12 protein-coding genes are annotated in these 16,221 nt (G+C 50.3%); 2 read left to right on the top strand and 10 right to left on the bottom strand.

Features of this window, described 5'->3' with window-relative positions:
* Positions 1 to 404: 404 nt before the first annotated feature.
* From ASF12_RS27240 to ASF12_RS27215, 6 genes are read right to left on the bottom strand one after another with little or no spacing between them, the layout of a single operon-like run.
* Positions 405 to 674: a glutaredoxin family protein gene (locus ASF12_RS27240; protein ID WP_056041432.1), complete on the bottom strand. Its 270-nt coding sequence runs from the start codon at positions 672 to 674 to the stop codon at positions 405 to 407.
* 23 nt (positions 675 to 697) lie between these two features.
* On the bottom strand, positions 698 to 2,728 hold the full coding sequence (locus ASF12_RS36395) for an ABC transporter ATP-binding protein (RefSeq protein ID WP_056041430.1): 2,031 nt from the start codon (positions 2,726 to 2,728) through the stop codon (positions 698 to 700).
* 52 nt (positions 2,729 to 2,780) lie between these two features.
* The gene (locus ASF12_RS27230) at positions 2,781 to 3,677 is read right to left on the bottom strand and encodes an ABC transporter permease (protein ID WP_056041427.1); all 897 of its coding nucleotides are present in this window, start codon (positions 3,675 to 3,677) and stop codon (positions 2,781 to 2,783) included.
* A gap of 28 nt (positions 3,678 to 3,705) precedes the next feature.
* Entirely contained in the window at positions 3,706 to 4,632 is a 927-nt protein-coding gene (locus ASF12_RS27225; RefSeq protein WP_056041425.1) for an ABC transporter permease, read from the bottom strand.
* Positions 4,633 to 4,680: 48 nt separating this feature from the next.
* Entirely contained in the window at positions 4,681 to 6,363 is a 1,683-nt protein-coding gene (locus ASF12_RS27220) for an ABC transporter substrate-binding protein (protein WP_081419077.1), read from the bottom strand.
* A 13-nt stretch (positions 6,364 to 6,376) separates the two neighbouring features.
* Positions 6,377 to 7,714 carry an LLM class flavin-dependent oxidoreductase gene (locus tag ASF12_RS27215; RefSeq protein ID WP_056041424.1) on the bottom strand — a complete coding sequence of 446 codons (1,338 nt, stop codon included), beginning with the start codon at positions 7,712 to 7,714 and terminating at the stop codon, positions 6,377 to 6,379.
* 296 nt (positions 7,715 to 8,010) lie between these two features.
* Between ASF12_RS27215 and ASF12_RS27210 the strand changes: the two genes are divergently transcribed.
* A complete protein-coding gene (locus ASF12_RS27210; protein ID WP_056041422.1) occupies positions 8,011 to 8,856 on the top strand; it encodes an ABC transporter substrate-binding protein in 846 nt (281 codons plus the stop codon).
* Positions 8,834 to 10,489, top strand: a complete 1,656-nt coding sequence (locus ASF12_RS27205; protein ID WP_056041420.1) for a helix-turn-helix domain-containing protein — start codon at positions 8,834 to 8,836, stop codon at positions 10,487 to 10,489. The genes ASF12_RS27210 and ASF12_RS27205 overlap by 23 nt, the downstream gene beginning before the upstream one ends.
* 523 nt (positions 10,490 to 11,012) lie before the next feature.
* Here the strand turns inward: ASF12_RS27205 and ASF12_RS27195 are convergent.
* The 4 genes from ASF12_RS27195 to ASF12_RS27180 form a co-directional block, all read right to left on the bottom strand.
* Positions 11,013 to 12,728 carry an ABC transporter ATP-binding protein gene (locus tag ASF12_RS27195; protein ID WP_056041417.1) on the bottom strand — a complete coding sequence of 572 codons (1,716 nt, stop codon included), beginning with the start codon at positions 12,726 to 12,728 and terminating at the stop codon, positions 11,013 to 11,015.
* A 219-nt stretch (positions 12,729 to 12,947) separates the two neighbouring features.
* Entirely contained in the window at positions 12,948 to 13,829 is an 882-nt protein-coding gene (locus ASF12_RS27190) for a carbohydrate ABC transporter permease (RefSeq protein WP_056041416.1), read from the bottom strand.
* Between the two features lie 13 nt (positions 13,830 to 13,842).
* A complete protein-coding gene (locus tag ASF12_RS27185; protein WP_056041507.1) occupies positions 13,843 to 14,724 on the bottom strand; it encodes a carbohydrate ABC transporter permease in 882 nt (293 codons plus the stop codon).
* Positions 14,725 to 14,819: 95 nt separating this feature from the next.
* The gene (locus ASF12_RS27180; protein WP_056041415.1) at positions 14,820 to 16,145 is read right to left on the bottom strand and encodes an ABC transporter substrate-binding protein; all 1,326 of its coding nucleotides are present in this window, start codon (positions 16,143 to 16,145) and stop codon (positions 14,820 to 14,822) included.
* Positions 16,146 to 16,221 lie beyond the last annotated feature (76 nt).

Below are 16,221 nucleotides of genomic sequence, written 5' to 3'. Positions count from 1 at the left end.
TCATGTTTTTGTTTCAGTGGTTAACTCCCGCGTATAGCTAGACTTGGCGGACACAGCAGCCGCTATTTCAACAAAATCAAGGGTTAAGGCACAGGCTGAGGACTCAGGAGCCGCTAATGAGCTGCTTTTAACCATTTTGACGGGTTTATGAGGACGATAGCGGTTTTCCTGTCCGCTTACCGCCTAAAATCGAATCAAAATCCAGAATAGCGGAAGCTGAGTCCTCCAAAAAAAAGGGAGCGCCAAGAGCTCTAGGCTCTTAGCAACAATTGCATGCTCCGGTTTGCATATACACCCTAGAGCTATAAGTGCTTCTTCCCGTCTCTGCCCCTAGACCGTCAACTCAGGTGTAGCAAGGTACATCTGAGTTGACGAGCAGTGGGCTTCTCACGATTTCGAACCCCTTAGCCTGCTACGGGAGCAGGTGAGATTAGCGCTTTGATTTTTTCCAAATCCCAGTCCGTAACGGCGGTGTAGACGCCGTCGCTGCCGATTTCCACTACAGGAACGTGGCGGATGCCATATTTGGCTTCAAGGACGTCGCGCAAATAATCTTTGCCTTCAATATCGATATTTTCATAGGGCTGGTTGTTTTGCTCCAAAAATTGTTTCACTGTGCCACAATACTGGCAGCCTGTTTTGCTCCATACAATTACCTTTTTTGCTGCGGACATCGTTACAGCCTCCTTTATAAATATTAACCTAATACATAGTGGCAAGCGGCATAATGCTCGCTGCCAATGAGCTGCAGTTCGGGCTCCGCCTCCCTGCAGCGCTCCGTTGCCATAGGGCAGCGCGTATGAAAGCGGCAGCCGGAAGGCGGATTGGCCGGAGAGGGGATTTCTCCTTCAATCGCGCGAAATGTTCGCGTTCGCCCGGGGCCGGGCTGGGGGATGGAAGCAATTAATCCTTGCGTATACGGATGCGCTGGGTGGAGGAACAGTTCCTCGCTGGGCGCAATTTCGACCAGCTTGCCCAAATACATGACGCCGATCCGGTCGGAAATATGTCTGACGATATTCAGCCCATGGGCGATAAACAAATAGGTCAGATTCATTTTTTGCTGCAAATGCTGCATGAGGTTGACGATCTGTGCCTGCACCGACACATCCAGCGCCGATACCGCTTCATCCGCAAGAATAAAGCTTGGATTAAGCGCGATGGCACGGGCAATGCCAATACGCTGGCGCTGCCCGCCGGAAAATTCATGCGGATAGCGGCTGTACCAGTCTGCCTTCAGCCCGACAAGCTCCATGAGCTCCTCTACGCGCGCTTTTCTTTCCTTGCTGCCAGCATGGTCATGGACGCGCAGCGGCTCGCCGATAATGTCGCCGATACGCCAGCGCGGATTAACCGAGCCATACGGATCCTGAAAAACAATTTGCATATCGCGCCGCGCCTGCCGCAGCTCCGAGCTGCTTTGCCCGGTCAGCTCCCTGCCCTGAAACTTAACGCTGCCAGCCGTCGCTTGCTCTAATTGCAAAATGACCCGCCCAAGCGTCGATTTGCCGCTGCCAGACTCCCCGACGAGGCCAAAGGTTTCCCCTTTTCTAATGGAAAACGAAACATTGTCCACCGCTCTGACCTGCGGGCCTGAACGATGCAGCAAGCCTCTCTGGATCGGATAAAATTTGCTTAGCCCGCTTACCTCGAACAGATTTTCGCCTTGCCGGCCAGCTTCTTGGAGAGCCACAATCGGTGACTCAGCGCTTGTTGCATTTGTTAGCTCAGCACTAGCCGTCCACTCCTCGGATTGAACGAGCTGCTCGGCATGCCAGCATGCGCTCAGCCGTTCGCCTATCGCAAGCAGCGGCGGGCTTTCGCTGCGGCATCTATCCGCCCTATAGGAGCAGCGCGGGTGAAAACGGCAGCCGGATGGCAGCTCCGACAAGCTCGGGATAGAACCCTCGATGGAATGAAGCTTGACGCTGCGGTCGCTGTCCATCGTCGTAATCGATTGCAGCAGCCCTCTCGTATACGGATGATGCGGCTGCCCGAACAGCTCGGCTGCGGTCGCTTGCTCGACAACCTGCCCGGCATACATAACGATAATGCGATCCGCCATCTCGGCGGCAATGCCCATATCATGGGTCACTAGCAAAATCCCCATATTAAATTCTTCTTTAAGCTCTTGCAGCAAATGTAGAATTTGCGCCTGAATCGTCACATCCAGCGCCGTCGTTGGCTCATCCGCAATCAGCAGCTCTGGCCCGCAAGCGAGCGCCATTGCGATCATAGCCCGCTGCAGCATGCCCCCCGACAGCTCGCCCGGATACTGCTTCATTCGCGCCTCCGGCTCAGGAATGCCGACCCGGCGCAGCAAATGGACAGCCCGTTCCCACGCCTCGCGCTTTTTGCCACGCTGATGGCGCTCAATAACCTCGGTAATTTGGCTTCCAATTGTAAAAATCGGATCAAACGCCGCCATCGGCTCTTGAAAAACCATCGCCATCCGCTTGCCCCGCAGCGCGCGCAGCTCCTTCTCCGGCATCGCGACGAGATCCGCATCTCCCAGCCGCATGCTGCCTCCGGCAATAACGCCGTTCTCATAGTCGATCAGGCGCATAATGGCTTTGGACGTAATCGTTTTGCCGCTGCCGGATTCGCCAACGAGACATACCGTTTCTCCAGGCGCAATATGAAGCGAAACGTCCGTAATGGCTCTAAGCAAGCCCCGTTTCGTCTTAAAATCAACCGTCAGATGCTCCATCGTGAGCAATTGGCTCATTTACGCTGCCTCCTTTCGCCTTCCTTCTATCAAGCCCGGCGTCTATGCTGTCTTATGCTCTGCTTTGCTTTGGATCTAATTGATCGCGAACCTTGTCACCCAATATGTTGATGGAGAGAACAAACAGCGTGATGGCAAGGCCCGGGAAGGTGCAAATCCACCAAGCTACGGTCAAATAGCCGCGGCCCTGAGAGAGCAGCGCCCCCCAGTCTGGAATTTCTTTTATCGTGCCAAGTCCTAGAAAGTTAAGGCCTGCTCCGGTCAAAATCGCCGTGCCAATGCCGATTGCCGCCATGACAAACATCGGCGATAAAGAATTCGGCAGCACATGCCTTACAAAGATCGATAGGCTGGACGTTCCAATTGAGCGGGAGGCGGTAATGAAGGGTCGGCCTTTAATGCTCATGATTTGCCCGCGCATTACACGCGCGTAACCGGGTATCGATGCCGCCGCAACAGCCAGCACGACATTCATCAGGCTTGGCCCCAGCGCCGCTGCAATCGCAAGCGCCAGCAGCACGCCCGGAATCGTCATCAGCACGTCGATCAGCCGCATAAATACAGCATCGACTACGCCGCCAATGTATCCCGCTATCGCTCCAATCGCTCCGCCCGTCACACAACCGACAAGCACCGATACGAAACCGATCAACAAGGAATCCCGGCTGCCATGCACGACAACGCTGAATACGTCACGGCCAAAATAATCCGTCCCGAACACATGCTGAAGGCTTGGCGGCTGCATAATTTGCTCCGTATCCATCAACGTAGGCGAATAAGGAGCAATCAAGCTCGGAAATAAAGCACAGCTGATAATAAACAACACGATAACGGCTGCGGCATAAATCAGCAGATCCGCAGGCGCCAGCCTTATTTTTTTGCGGGATTTCGCAGCACCTTCTGTCCTGCTCCCTTGCCATATCTGTTTGCCAATGACGGCTTGCTTCATATGAATCTTTTGCCCCTTTCTACCTGCGCTACTGGGTACGCCTTACGCGCGGATCGATCAACGTATAGGAAATGTCCACAAGCAAATTCACAACAATATACACGATCGCCGAGAAAAAAATAACGCCCTGCACGACTGGCAAATCCTTTGCCATAATCGCGTCAGCAATAATTCGCCCAATGCCTTGGCGTGAGAATACCGTTTCAATAACGACCGTTCCGGCCATCAAATCGCCAATAATAACGCCAACCATCGTCAATGCCGGAATTAGCGCATTTCGCAGCGCATGCTTATACATGATGAACCGCCCTGGCAGCCCCTTCGCCCGCAGCGTGACGATAAACGGCTCATTAATGACCTCAAGCATGCTATTGCGAACCATCCGCACGATAAAGCCTGAGCCAACGAAGCCCAGCGTAATGGCGGGCAGCACAAGCGTGCTGAAGCCATCCGAGCCCATAGCCGGAAACCAGCCCAGCTGCACCGAAAAAATCAGAATAAGCAAAATGCCCGACCAAAATGTCGGCATCGAAATGCCGAACAAACCAACCATTCGCGCGACGATGTCAATCCAGCGATTGCGATGAATGGCCGACAGCACGCCTAGCGTGACGCCGATGATGACCGCAAGAAGCGAGCTTAACGCCGTCAAAGCGAGCGTGGCGGGAAAGTGCTCGACGATCTTCGGCAGTACCGGCTCCGAATTAACGATTGATTTTCCAAAATCGCCCTGCAGCACATGCAGAAAATATTCGCCAAGCCGCTCATAGAACGGCTGGTTTAGCCCAAGCTGCTCCCGCAGGTTAGCAATCATCTCCGGTGTGGCCGAAGACGGATCAAGAATAAGGAGCGCAGGGTCGCCGGGCAGCACATTGACGATACAAAAGACGAGCACCATCGTGCCGACCAGTACCAGCAAGGACGTATAAAGCCGAACGCTTACCGCTTTTAACATACTCCATCTCCGCTCCTTTCCCACTTTTATTGTCAAATTACGATATGATTACTTGGTTATATACACATCATTAAAGATCGGATAGCCCAGCGAGTCAAAAGCTAATCCTTGCACCTTTTTCGAGGCGGCTACTGTATAAGGGAACACATAAATCGGAATAATGACGGCCTTATTAATAATAAGCTGCTGTGCTTCCTTATAGATTGCTTCACGTTTCGTCTGGTCCTTCTCGATTGCGCCATCCTCAAGCAGCTTATCCAGCTCAGGATCGGCTAAATTCGGCAAGTTTTGACGGGACCCCGGCGCTGTTGTGTGATAGATGGAATAAAGCGCGTTAGGATCAGAATTGACCTGGCTGTTGCCATAAAGATCATAGTTATTGTTTCCATAAACGACGGTTGCGACATCCTTTGTAATTTCCACGTCTACCTGTATGCCCAGCGACTTAAGCTGCTGCTGCACGATAGCGGCAATATCATTGCGCTTCTCGCGGTTCGGCGAGCCATCGACATAATGGAGCGTCAGCTTCTTGCCGTCTTTTTCCCTAATGCCATCGGCCCCTGCTTTCCAGCCCAGCTCGTCAAGCAGCTGCTTCGCTTTCTCGATGTCCGGCTTGATGCCGCCTTCCAGCGAAGCGTCATAGCCGAAAATGCCCGGAGAAAGCGGCGACCACGCCTGCTCATACGTTCCGAGATACAGCGTTTTGACAATTGCCTCGACATTGATGCCCAGCTGCAGCGCCTGCCTAGCCTTCAGCTCATTCCATGGCGCCTTGCTATGATTGATGAACAGCGTATACGGCAGGCCAACGGTATTGGCTTGGTATAGCTGGCTGTTCGCATCATTTTTCAAGGAAAGAATATTTTGCGGGGGTACCGTCTCAGCGGCAAGCACCTGCCCGCTCTGTACGCTTCCGATCCGCGTAGCCTCCTCAGGCACAATTTTGAAAATGATTTTATCCAAATTCGGCGCGCCCTGCTGGCTGACCGTTTCCGGCGCCCAGTTGTAATCGGGGTTTTTCTCCACGACGATTTCCGAATTTTCATCCCATTTTACAAACTTGAAGGGCCCTGTTCCGACGGGATGCTTGGTGAATTGATCGCCGTCCTTCTTCGCCGCCGTCGGCGACACAATGCTAAGCAGCGCTTGGCTTACATTTCCCAAGAACGCCTGCGACGGCTCGGATAAGTTCAATTTGACCGTAAACTCGTCAATAACCTCCGAGGATTCATAGGGCCTAACGAGTGCTAAAGCATTCGCCGCTTTTGTCTCCGGGTCAATGATCCGGTCAAAGCTATATTTCACCGCTTCGGCGTTGAAAGGTGTACCGTCCTGAAACTTTACGTCCTGGCGAAGCTTGAACGTATATGCTTTGCCATCCTCCGACACCGACCATTCCGTTGCCAGCCAAGGCTTGATTTCTCCGCCTGGAAGCTGGACGACCAGCGTGTCGTAAAGTGTACGGATGACCCTGACCGCAACGGCAAGGCCGCTGCGATGCGGATCAAGCTGATCGGGAGAGGTCGCAAGGGCATAGCTCAGTTCGCCGCCTAAAGCAGGCGTGCTGCTCTGCTCCGCCGAAGCTGCTGGCGCCTCGCCAGTACTGCTTCCGCCAGTCGCCGCGCTGTTTTTGCCCGTACCCCCGCTGCAGCCTGCCAGTACGAGGGTAACCGCTAGCGCGACGCTTGCCATTTTCATCCAAACGACTCGTTTGTTTAATGCTGCGCTCATATCTCTCATCCTCCTAAACGGTCGTCACCTTGGTTTTGGCATAACGGTTTTCCGGCACAGGTACGCCGAGATGTCCGCGCAGCGTGTCATGCTCGTATTCCTCACGGAACAAGCCGCGCTCCTGCAAAATCGGCACAACCTGGTCAACGAACTCCGTCAGACCCGTCGGTATAGATGATCCGACAATAAAGCCGTCCACCGCGCCCTGCTCAAACCATTGCTGGATTTGATCCGCAATTTTAACGGGAGTGCCAATGAACGTCGGCCGCGGCGTCGTTTCTTGGAGCGCCACTTGGCGAAGCGTCAAGCCGCCTTCCTTCGCCTGCCGCTTAATGCGGTCCGTCGTGCTGCGGAAGCTATTTTGACCAATTTCACCAAGCTCAGGGAACGGCTCATCAAGCGGGTATTGCGAAAAGTCATGGTGGTCGAAATACCGTCCCAAATAATCAAGTGCCTTCTCAATATTTACAAGCTGCGCCAGCTCCTGATATTTGCGTTCTGCTTCTTCATCCGTCGCACCAATGATTGGCGCAATGCCTGGCAAAATGGCGACATCCTCCGAAGAGCGTCCATGCGCAGCTGCACGTGCTTTCACATCATCATAAAACTGCTTGCCCTGCTCGATGGATTCAAAATGGGCAAATACCGCATCCGCTACTTTGGAAGCGAAGTTCTTGCCATCCTCCGACGAGCCTGCTTGAAAAATAACCGGATGACCCTGCTTCGATCTGGAAATGTTCAGCGGTCCCTGCACCGAGAAAAACTCGCCTTTATGGTTTAAGGTGTGCAGCTTCTTCGGGTCAAAAAACTGGCCGCTTTCTTTATCGCGAACAAAGGCGTCATCCTCCCACGAATCCCACAGCCCCCGAGTGACGTCCAAATATTCATTCGCGATCCGATAACGGGTCGGATGGTCGGGATGCTCGGTCTTGCCGAAGTTTTTCGCTGAGCCTTCAAGCGGCGAAGTCACGATATTCCAGCCTGCACGGCCGCCGCTAATATGATCAAGCGAGCCAAATTGTCTCGCTACGGTGAAAGGCTCGCTATAAGACGTCGACAGCGTGCCGACTAAGCCAATCTTCGATGTAACCGCACCAAGTGCTGATAAAACCGTCAACGGCTCAAAGCGGTTTAAAAAATGGGGAATTGATTTTTCATTAATATATAAGCCATCGGCAATAAATACAAAATCAAACTTGCCAGCTTCCGCCTTCTGTGCCTGCTGTTTGTAAAATTCAAAATTAACACTCGCATCAGGCTGTGCGTCGGGGTGTCTCCATCCGGCAATGTTGCCGCCTACTCCGTGCAAAATGGCGCCTAGCTTCAATTGTCTCTTTTTAGTTGTTGTCAAGATTGTTCCCTCCTGTTGGTTGTTTGCTTTTAATTTTATTATTCCTAGTGGTTTTGTCGTATTTAATAATGATTGAAACGAGTTTACCATCGATTGCCGAATAAAAGCCAATAGAGCTTTTCTATTTTGGCATTAAAAAAATCGATGATCCCCTATTAAGAGGAAGCGGCGCTTGATTTTGTCCCAAGCATTAACTGCTGTTTGTCCATTGAACGTATTTGCAGCCTCCATTATGATAAATGGTGTTCGATAATGATTATCATTGTCTAAAGATAAAATAAAATGGGGGTACCAAATTGAAAACAACTAGAAATGTTGTCACGACTGCCGCAAGTCTTGCTCTTATGATGGGAATGCTATTGTCCTCATGTGGAGCAAATAACTCTATTGCCGAAAGCTCAGCCGCATCCGCTCAGCCAAGTGCAGAAGCAACCACAGATGCTGCGCCACAAGCACGTACGTACACGGACTCGAAGGGCCATACGGTAGAAATTCCGGCAGAAGCGGAGCGCATTATTTATACCGGGAGCGATGTTGGCGACATGCTGGCGCTCGGCGTAACGCCTATTGGCGCAGCACTGGGCATTATTAAAGAACAAGTCGCATTTCCCGAGCTGCTGGATGGCATAAAGGATATTGGAGATTTGCTTGGCGATGCCGAAAAAATAACGGCGCTTGATCCCGATTTGATTTTGCTTGATAGCGGCGGTACTTATTATGAAGAAGGTGCTTTCGACACCTTGTCCAAAATCGCGCCAACGGTCACTTATGATCGTCTCGAAACGAATGAGCGCCTCCGCATGCTTGGCGATATTGTAGGCAAGCAGCAGGAGGCTGAGGAGTGGATTGCTTCCTATGAGGCAAAAGTTAAAGAGGCTGTGGCCAAGCTTAACGTCCAAACGGGAGAAAGCGCATCTGTCTTCCTTTTGCTTGGCAAGGAATTCTATGTCATGGGCGATAAAAGCTTCGCAGCTACGCTGTACCATACACTTGGCTATACACCAGCCCCAGAAATACAGAAAAATCTGATTGACGCAAATGAACGATTCGCTAACATATCGAATGAACTGCTGCCTGATTTTGCCGGCGATTGGCTATTCGTCCTGACGGATGAAGACGATGCGGCGCGCTCTGCCACTTGAATCTTTATTTTTCTCTTTTAAGGCGGCCACTCCGCTGCTGGGCAACAATCCAGCAGCATTAATAGATGAAGATACGCTCTCCCATCACACACTGTTTGCTATTACAGCAGGCGATGCTTTAGGACAAATGGAGGGAAGAACGCCCATACAGGTTCGCCAAGGCGATTGCCTGCTGCTGCCCTCCGGGGAGATGCTGCGTTTCGCGGCTAAATCAGAGAGCAGCTTCCAGTGCATCCGCATAACCTTCGACCTTTATAAAATCGGACAAGCCTGCCCCGAAGCAAGCCTTGGTGATCGCTTTCCCTATTTTGTGCCGATTGCGATTCGGCCTCTTTCGCTGATGCTTGACGCTTTGGAGCAGCTATCGCTTATCGGACAAAACGCCCTCCCGCTCGCTCGCTTCAAGCAGCAAGTTAAACTGCAGGAGCTTTTTGCTGTACTGCTGGAGCAGCACGAGCGCAACAATCAGGAGGACAGCGCTGTCGCTGCGGTTGAATCGACGGTAGCTTATATGCAGGAGCATTATCGCGAGCCGATTACGGTCGAGAAGCTGCTTCAAATCTCCGGCGTAGGCCGCTGGAAGTTCAGCACCTTGTTCCAGATGCTCACCGGACACAAGCCGCTCGACTATTTAACCGAGCTGCGAATGAACCGGGCCAAGGAGCTGCTGCTGCTTCGCCAGCAGGAACCGCTCCGTGAAATCGCCCACAGCGTCGGCTTTCAGGATGAATATTATTTTAACCGCCGTTTCCGGAAGCAGATTGGGCTGTCTCCTAGACAATACGCAAGAAGAATCACGGATGCCGCCGCCTCTGCTGACTGGGCAGGCCGCGAAGTCAAGCTGCCGCTGCAATCGACACGCATTGTTGCAATAGGCTATTCGCTTGGCGACATGCTGACGCTGGGCATCAAGCCGATCGGAGCGGATTTGTCGCTTATCGGCAAACAGGTCGTTTTCCGAGGCGAGCTCCAGCATATTGCGGATATTGGCAGCAAGGGCGATACGGCTATTATTGCTGAGCTTGAGCCTGAGCTGATTCTCCATTGCAATCTCCAGCATGAGTCTCCAGAAGCACTAGCGAGCATCGCCCCAACTTTGTTTATTGAAAAAAATGCCTCCACTTATGTACGGCTTCGGCAAGTCGCCGACATTTTAGGTAGAACCGAGCAGGCAGAGCGCTGGATTTCCGGCTTCGAATCCCGTATGGACGCGATGTGGCAAGCTGTACGCCCGGATTTGCTGCCCTGTGAAACGGCATCCATCTTCGTTGTTGTCAGAGGCGATTTGTATTTGATGGGCAATCACGGTATGGCGCTGTCCATTTACCATCCGCATGGTTTTGAGAAGCCTGACAAAGTCCAGCAGCTGTTTCACGCCAACGTCCCCTTCATGAAAATCGATGCTGCACAGCTGGAGGAATGTTCAGGCTCGCGGATTTTTCTGCTGAGCACAGATGATGCTTTATCCAGAGAAACGATCCGCCACATCATAATGAGCAAAAGCTGGCAGCAGTTGCCTGCTGTACGCAGCGGCCGCTTTCACATGGCAGATGCGATGTGGAACTTCGATGATCCATTAACGCGCGATCGGCTGCTGAGTGTGCTGCCCAACCTTTTGCGCCAAAGCTCCTGAGCCGAAATTTCACAGCCTGTTAGGGAGTGTATTTGTGTTCACACGCAAGAACCTACGTACCACTAGCCAGCTTTATGTACTTCGTTTCAGGGGTTACTCCCTGCACAAAACTAGTCTTGGTGGACACAGCAGCCGCTATTATAGCAGGAACATGAGTTATGCCACTGGCTCCGGACTCAGGAGCCGCTAATGCGCTGACAATCACCACTTTGACGGGATTAGGAGGACAATAACGGCTTTCCTGTCCGCGCACGGCTAGAAATCGGGTCAAAAGCCAGATTAGCGGAACCTCAGTCCTCAAAAAAAGAAGGAGCGTCCCGGGCTGCGTGATCTCAGCCATCATCACAAGCTGCGGTTTCTCAACCTTGATATGAATGGCAAAAGGCTCAGCATGAGATTAATTCCCTCATACTGAGCCTTTTTTCCATCCACTTACGCTGTTAGTGTCTAGTTAGCGTTTTCTTTAGTAGTGTCTAGTTAGTGGTTTCTTTAGTGGTGCCTAGTTAGTGTCTAGCAGCTTATGCTAGGCGCCGAACTGCGCTTTATGCAGGCGGTTATATACACCTTTAATCGCCAGCAGCTCATCATGGCTGCCCTGCTCTTTAATGCCTTCCTCCGTAACGACCACGATGCGGTCAGCGTTCTTGATCGTCGCCAGGCGATGCGCAATGACGAGCGTCGTGCGCCCTTTGGACAGCTCAGCCAGCGCCTGCTGAATCGCTGCTTCCGTAGCCGTATCAAGCGCCGAGGTCGCTTCATCAAGAATAAGGATCGGCGGATTTTTCAGGAACATGCGGGCAATGGAAAGACGCTGCTTCTGTCCGCCAGACAATTTGACGCCGCGTTCGCCGATAAGCGTATCAAGGCCTTGGCCCTGCGAAAGAATAAGCTCCTCCAGCTGCGCTCTGCGAGCCGCCTCCCAAATTTCTTCCTCGGTAGCATTCAGCTTGCCGTAAGCAATATTTTCACGAATCGTGCCATCAAACAAGAACACATCCTGCTGGACGATACCGATTTGGCCGCGCAGCGAATCGAGCTTAATTTTCCGAATATCGAGGCCATCAATCTCAATCGCCCCGCCCGTCACCTCATAGAAGCGCGGCAGCAGGCTGCATATCGTGGTTTTGCCGGCTCCCGATGGTCCAACAAGAGCTACCGTCTCTCCTGTTTTCACAGTCAAATCAATATGATTCAAAATCGATTTGCCTTCCTCATAACCGAAGGAAACATCGCGGAATGTGATTTCTCCTTCTAGGCGGCTAATCGCCTTCGCATCCGGCGCATCCTCAATATCCGGCTCCGTCTCGAGCAGCTCCAAATAACGCTTGAAGCCGGCAATTCCCTTCGGATACGTCTCAATAACCGAGTTGATTTTTTCAATTGGACCGAGAAACACATTGGAAAGCAGGACAAATGCCATAAATTCCCCGAACGTCATTTGACCTTGAATGACGAACCATGTACCGCAGGCGAGTACAAACAAGGAAACGAATTTCATCAGTATGTAGCTGATCGATGAGTTCCAAGCCATAACGCGGTAAGCGACCAGCTTCGTTTGAAGAAAACGGCCATTGTTCACTTCAAATTGCTCCACTTCATGCTTCTCGTTGGAGAACGCTTGAACGACGCGAATGCCGCTAACTGTATTTTCAACGCGGGCATTATAGTCAGCAATATCGGAAAACATCCGATGGAACGCCTTGGACATTTTGCGGCTGAAATACAGCGACAGGTAGACCATCAGCGGAATAATAATAAACGTCAGCACCGCCAGCTGCCAGTTAATGGTCAGCATGAGCCCGAATGCGCCCAGCAGCGTCATAACGGCGATAAACATGTCCTCCGGCCCATGATGGGCAATTTCCCCGATATCCATCAAGTCATTAGTCATCCGCGATACAAGATGCCCCGTCTTATTATTGTCGAAGAAACGGAATGATAGCTTCTGAATGTGGTTGAACAGTCTGCTGCGCATATCCGACTCAATCTGAATGCCCAGCTTATGACCCCAATACGTCACGACATAATGGAGAAACGCACTTACAATATAAATGCCAATCAAGCCTACACAGGCCCATAAAATCCATTTCCAATTGCCCGAAGGCAGCAGATCATCCACGACCCGGTTCAAGGCGAGCGGGAACACCAGCTCCAGCAAGGCTGCAAAAACCGCGCAGGAGAAGTCCAGTATGAACAACCCTTTATAAGGTCGGTAATATTCAAAAAAACGGCGAAGCATGTCATCATTCCTCTTCTGTCATAATGGCAAGACTAATTGGAAAATAATCCAATGCTGATAATGATTATAATTATCAGCATTCCCAGTTTATCGCAGCCCACTTTTTAAAGCAATGGACAAAATGGAGATTACCAAAAAAATAATACATCCCCTTTTACAATATTTAAAAAACAAAAAAAGACCTACATGAAGAGTTAGGTCTTAGAATTAATTAATCGCTTACCCTTTAACCGAACCTGCCGCAATCCCTTCAACAATACGATTGCTAAGGAACAGAAACGTGATCAAAATCGGAAGAATGCTAATCATGAGAGTGGCTCCAATGGCCCCCCAATCCGTCGTATACTGACCGATAAAATTTTGCACGCCGAAAGTCAACGTTTTATAAGAATCAGAGCTAATAAACGTGTTAACAAAAATAAATTCATTCCAGTTATAAATCATGTTGATGATCGCCGTTGTAGCAAGCACGGAGCTTGTCATCGGGAATACAATCCGGAAGAACATCCGGTTGACCGAGCAGCCGTCAATGATAGCGGCTTCCTCCACCTCGCGCGGCAGCGCATAGTAGAACCCCAGCAGAATCATGATCGTTATCGGCATGTTAAAAGCAACATAAGATAAAATCAGAGACAGGGGATGGTCCGTTAGCCCCGCTTTATTAAACAGGCTGAACAGCGGAATTAGCGTGGAATGAACCGGAATCATCATGGCCACCATGAATAGGCCCAGGACAAGCGAGCTGCCCTTCCACTTCATTCTTGTGACGGCATAAGTGACTAAACTGCCCAGCATCACAGTGATAACCGTAGCTGAAACGGTGATCCAGACGCTGTTAAAAAAATAAACATCAATGTTCCCGGCGCTCCAAACCTTCTCATAGTTCTCCCATCGAGGATTCATCGGCAGTGACAAGGGCGGGAGATTGAATACCTCCTGATTGTTTTTAAGAGAGAAAAACAACAGCCAAACAAGAGGAAATAGCTGCAGCGCGGCTACTATAATCAAAACAGCATATAAAACGCTATACCCCAGCTTGATGCCGATCCCCGGTTTTAATTCCGGCAGCTCATTCCGGATTTTTATATTCCTAGTAACCATGAAGTCTTCCTCCTTACGAGTATTGGATCGTATCCTTTGAGGCCGTTAATTTGCGAATGACCCAAGTGACAGCCAAACAAATAACCAGCAGAAAAAAGCCGATTGCGCTGCCATATCCAAAATCGTAGGCTCGAAACGCTTCATGATACATGTACGAGGCCATAACTTCGCTTGCCCCATTGGGACCTCCATCTGTCATAACAAAGATCAAATCAAAATATTTCAATGAGCCCACAACAGCCAGTACAATCGTTACTTTAATTACTTCCATCACAAGCGGCAGCTTAATCATCCAAGCAATTTGCAGGGCATTCGCTCCGTCAATTTTGGCTGCTTCCTCAAGTGACGCCGGGATGTTTTTCAGAGCCGCATAATAAATCAAAATATAAAAACCCGCATACTGCCACAAAATCGGAATAAATAAGGCATACAATACGAGCGATGGCTCAGCGAGCCATGCGGGAGGATTGGCAAAACCAAGTGATTCCAGCATGCTGTTCAGCACGCCGTTAGTTGGATGATAAATTCTGAGCCAAAGCTGCGCAATCGCTACCGAAGATAGAAGCATAGGGATGAGATAGATTTTGCGAAATAAATTCGCTCCGTTAATTCGCGCGGCTAACACCATTGCTACAATAAGGTAGAGCAGAAGGCTTATTCCCGAGAAAACGGCAAGCAGCAGAGAATGCCACGCGCTGTTCCAGAAAGTTGTATCCTTGAACAACGCGAGGTAATTATCCAACCCAACAAAGGTCATCGCACCAATGCCATTCCATTTATTCAAGCCATAATAAGCGGTTAAAACAATCGGAATGTATACAATAGCTAATATTAATAACAGAGACGGCAGCACATATAAAGCAATTATTTTTTTGTTAGAAAGCACTTTGTCCAAATGGGCCGACTCCTTTCCTTCATAATGAATGAGCGGAAGACATATTGGAGCCATGCCCACAGCTATGTCTTCCACCGATCAATCTCAGGGGGCGATTATTTCCCTTCGGAAATGGCTTTATCATGCTCTTCCGAGAATTTCTCAGGTGTCACTGCCTTTCCAAACAGAGCTTGAATCATATTCAGATGAGTTTCGGCTGCACTCGCCTGCATTTGAACATCTGCAAACAAGGTAATGCTGCTTGCTTGATTCATTTCGTTAAATAAATCAATGTAAAGCTGCGGCAGCTCCATGCTGGATGTATCCACTTTAGTCGCAGGAATAACGCCTGCACCCGTCACCGCTTGCTCTCCCCACTGGGTTACAAAGTATTCGATGAATGCTTTCGCTTCCGCTTTTACCGCAGAATTTTCGGATACGAATAGACCGACACCCGGACCGCCTACCCAGCTGTTAATGTCACCTTCTCCGCCCTCAACTTTCGGGAATTTAAAGAAACCAACACTGTCACGGAATTCTTTCGGGATATCTTCATTTGTCGTAAAGTTTGGCAGCTCCCATGTGCCCATCATATACATAGCAGCTTTGCCATTCAGAAACTCCGACTTTGCTTCCTCATTGGACAAACCGTTGAAACCCTTCACGAATGCATGGCTGTCTACCAGTGTCTGTACTTCAGTCGCTGCTTGCAGCAATCCTTCGTCTGTAAAGGCTCCTTCGCCGTTTATCGCACCGGATAATGTCTGCTGCCCGGCGATTCGATCAGCTAGGTACATATACCAGAGCGAACCCGTCCAACGGTCCTTGTTGCCAAGCGCAATCGGCGCGATTCCATTTTCAGAAAGTGTTTTTGCAACAGCCTTCAATTCCTCATAGGTTTGCGGGATTTCAAGCTTGTATTTCTCGAATATGGATTTATTATAGTAAACCGGAGCAATGTTGAATTCAAGTGGGAGCGCATACGTTTTACCATCAATCGCATATGCCTCTGTCGTACCGGATACGAACTTGCCGTTCAGCTCGCCGCTTAGCAAGTCGTCTACAGGTGTAAACAGCTTTCCTTCCACGTACGGCTGCAAGAACCCGGCCGCCCACGTTACACCGACATCCGGCAGTTTATTGGATGCCGAAAGCACCTTCAGCTTATTTTTATATTGCTCGTTATCCAGCACTTCTTGCTTGATCGTCACATTCTTATGCTCATCCTGATAGGCTTTAATTATTTGATTTACGATTTTGTTTTGGCCTGCTGACACACCCTCTGGCCATAAATGCATAAAGTTAATCGTAACCTGCTCACCGCTCTCGCCTGCTGTCTCCTTACCGCCGCTGCTGCTTTCATTACTGTTTGTGCCGCAGCCAGCTGCTACCAGAACCAGACAAAACGCCAATAAGAGCATCAATCCTTTTTTCTTGAACACGTTTACATCCCCTTTAATTCTAATGTAAGCGTATTAAATCCGCTTTAATTAGATTGTAGCAACACTGTTCGCAAGC

The sequence above is a fragment of the Paenibacillus sp. Leaf72 genome (assembly GCF_001422685.1).
Taxonomy (GTDB): domain Bacteria; phylum Bacillota; class Bacilli; order Paenibacillales; family Paenibacillaceae; genus Pristimantibacillus.
Note: the sequence above shows the minus strand (reverse complement) of the source record. Positions and strands in the feature narration are given on the sequence as shown.

Bases quoted from the DNA above. Each gene is read 5' to 3' on its own strand.
- ASF12_RS27240 (WP_056041432.1), bottom strand. From the start codon at position 674: ATGTCCGCAGCAAAAAAGGTAATTGTATGGAGCAAAACAGGCTGCCAG.
- ASF12_RS36395 (WP_056041430.1), bottom strand. From the start codon at position 2,728: ATGAGCCAATTGCTCACGATGGAGCATCTGACGGTTGATTTTAAGACG.
- ASF12_RS27230 (WP_056041427.1), bottom strand. From the start codon at position 3,677: ATGAAGCAAGCCGTCATTGGCAAACAGATATGGCAAGGGAGCAGGACA.
- ASF12_RS27225 (WP_056041425.1), bottom strand. From the start codon at position 4,632: ATGTTAAAAGCGGTAAGCGTTCGGCTTTATACGTCCTTGCTGGTACTG.
- ASF12_RS27220 (WP_081419077.1), bottom strand. From the start codon at position 6,363: ATGAGCGCAGCATTAAACAAACGAGTCGTTTGGATGAAAATGGCAAGC.
- ASF12_RS27205 (WP_056041420.1), top strand. From the start codon at position 8,834: ATGCGGCGCGCTCTGCCACTTGAATCTTTATTTTTCTCTTTTAAGGCG.
- ASF12_RS27195 (WP_056041417.1), bottom strand. From the start codon at position 12,728: ATGCTTCGCCGTTTTTTTGAATATTACCGACCTTATAAAGGGTTGTTC.
- ASF12_RS27190 (WP_056041416.1), bottom strand. From the start codon at position 13,829: ATGGTTACTAGGAATATAAAAATCCGGAATGAGCTGCCGGAATTAAAA.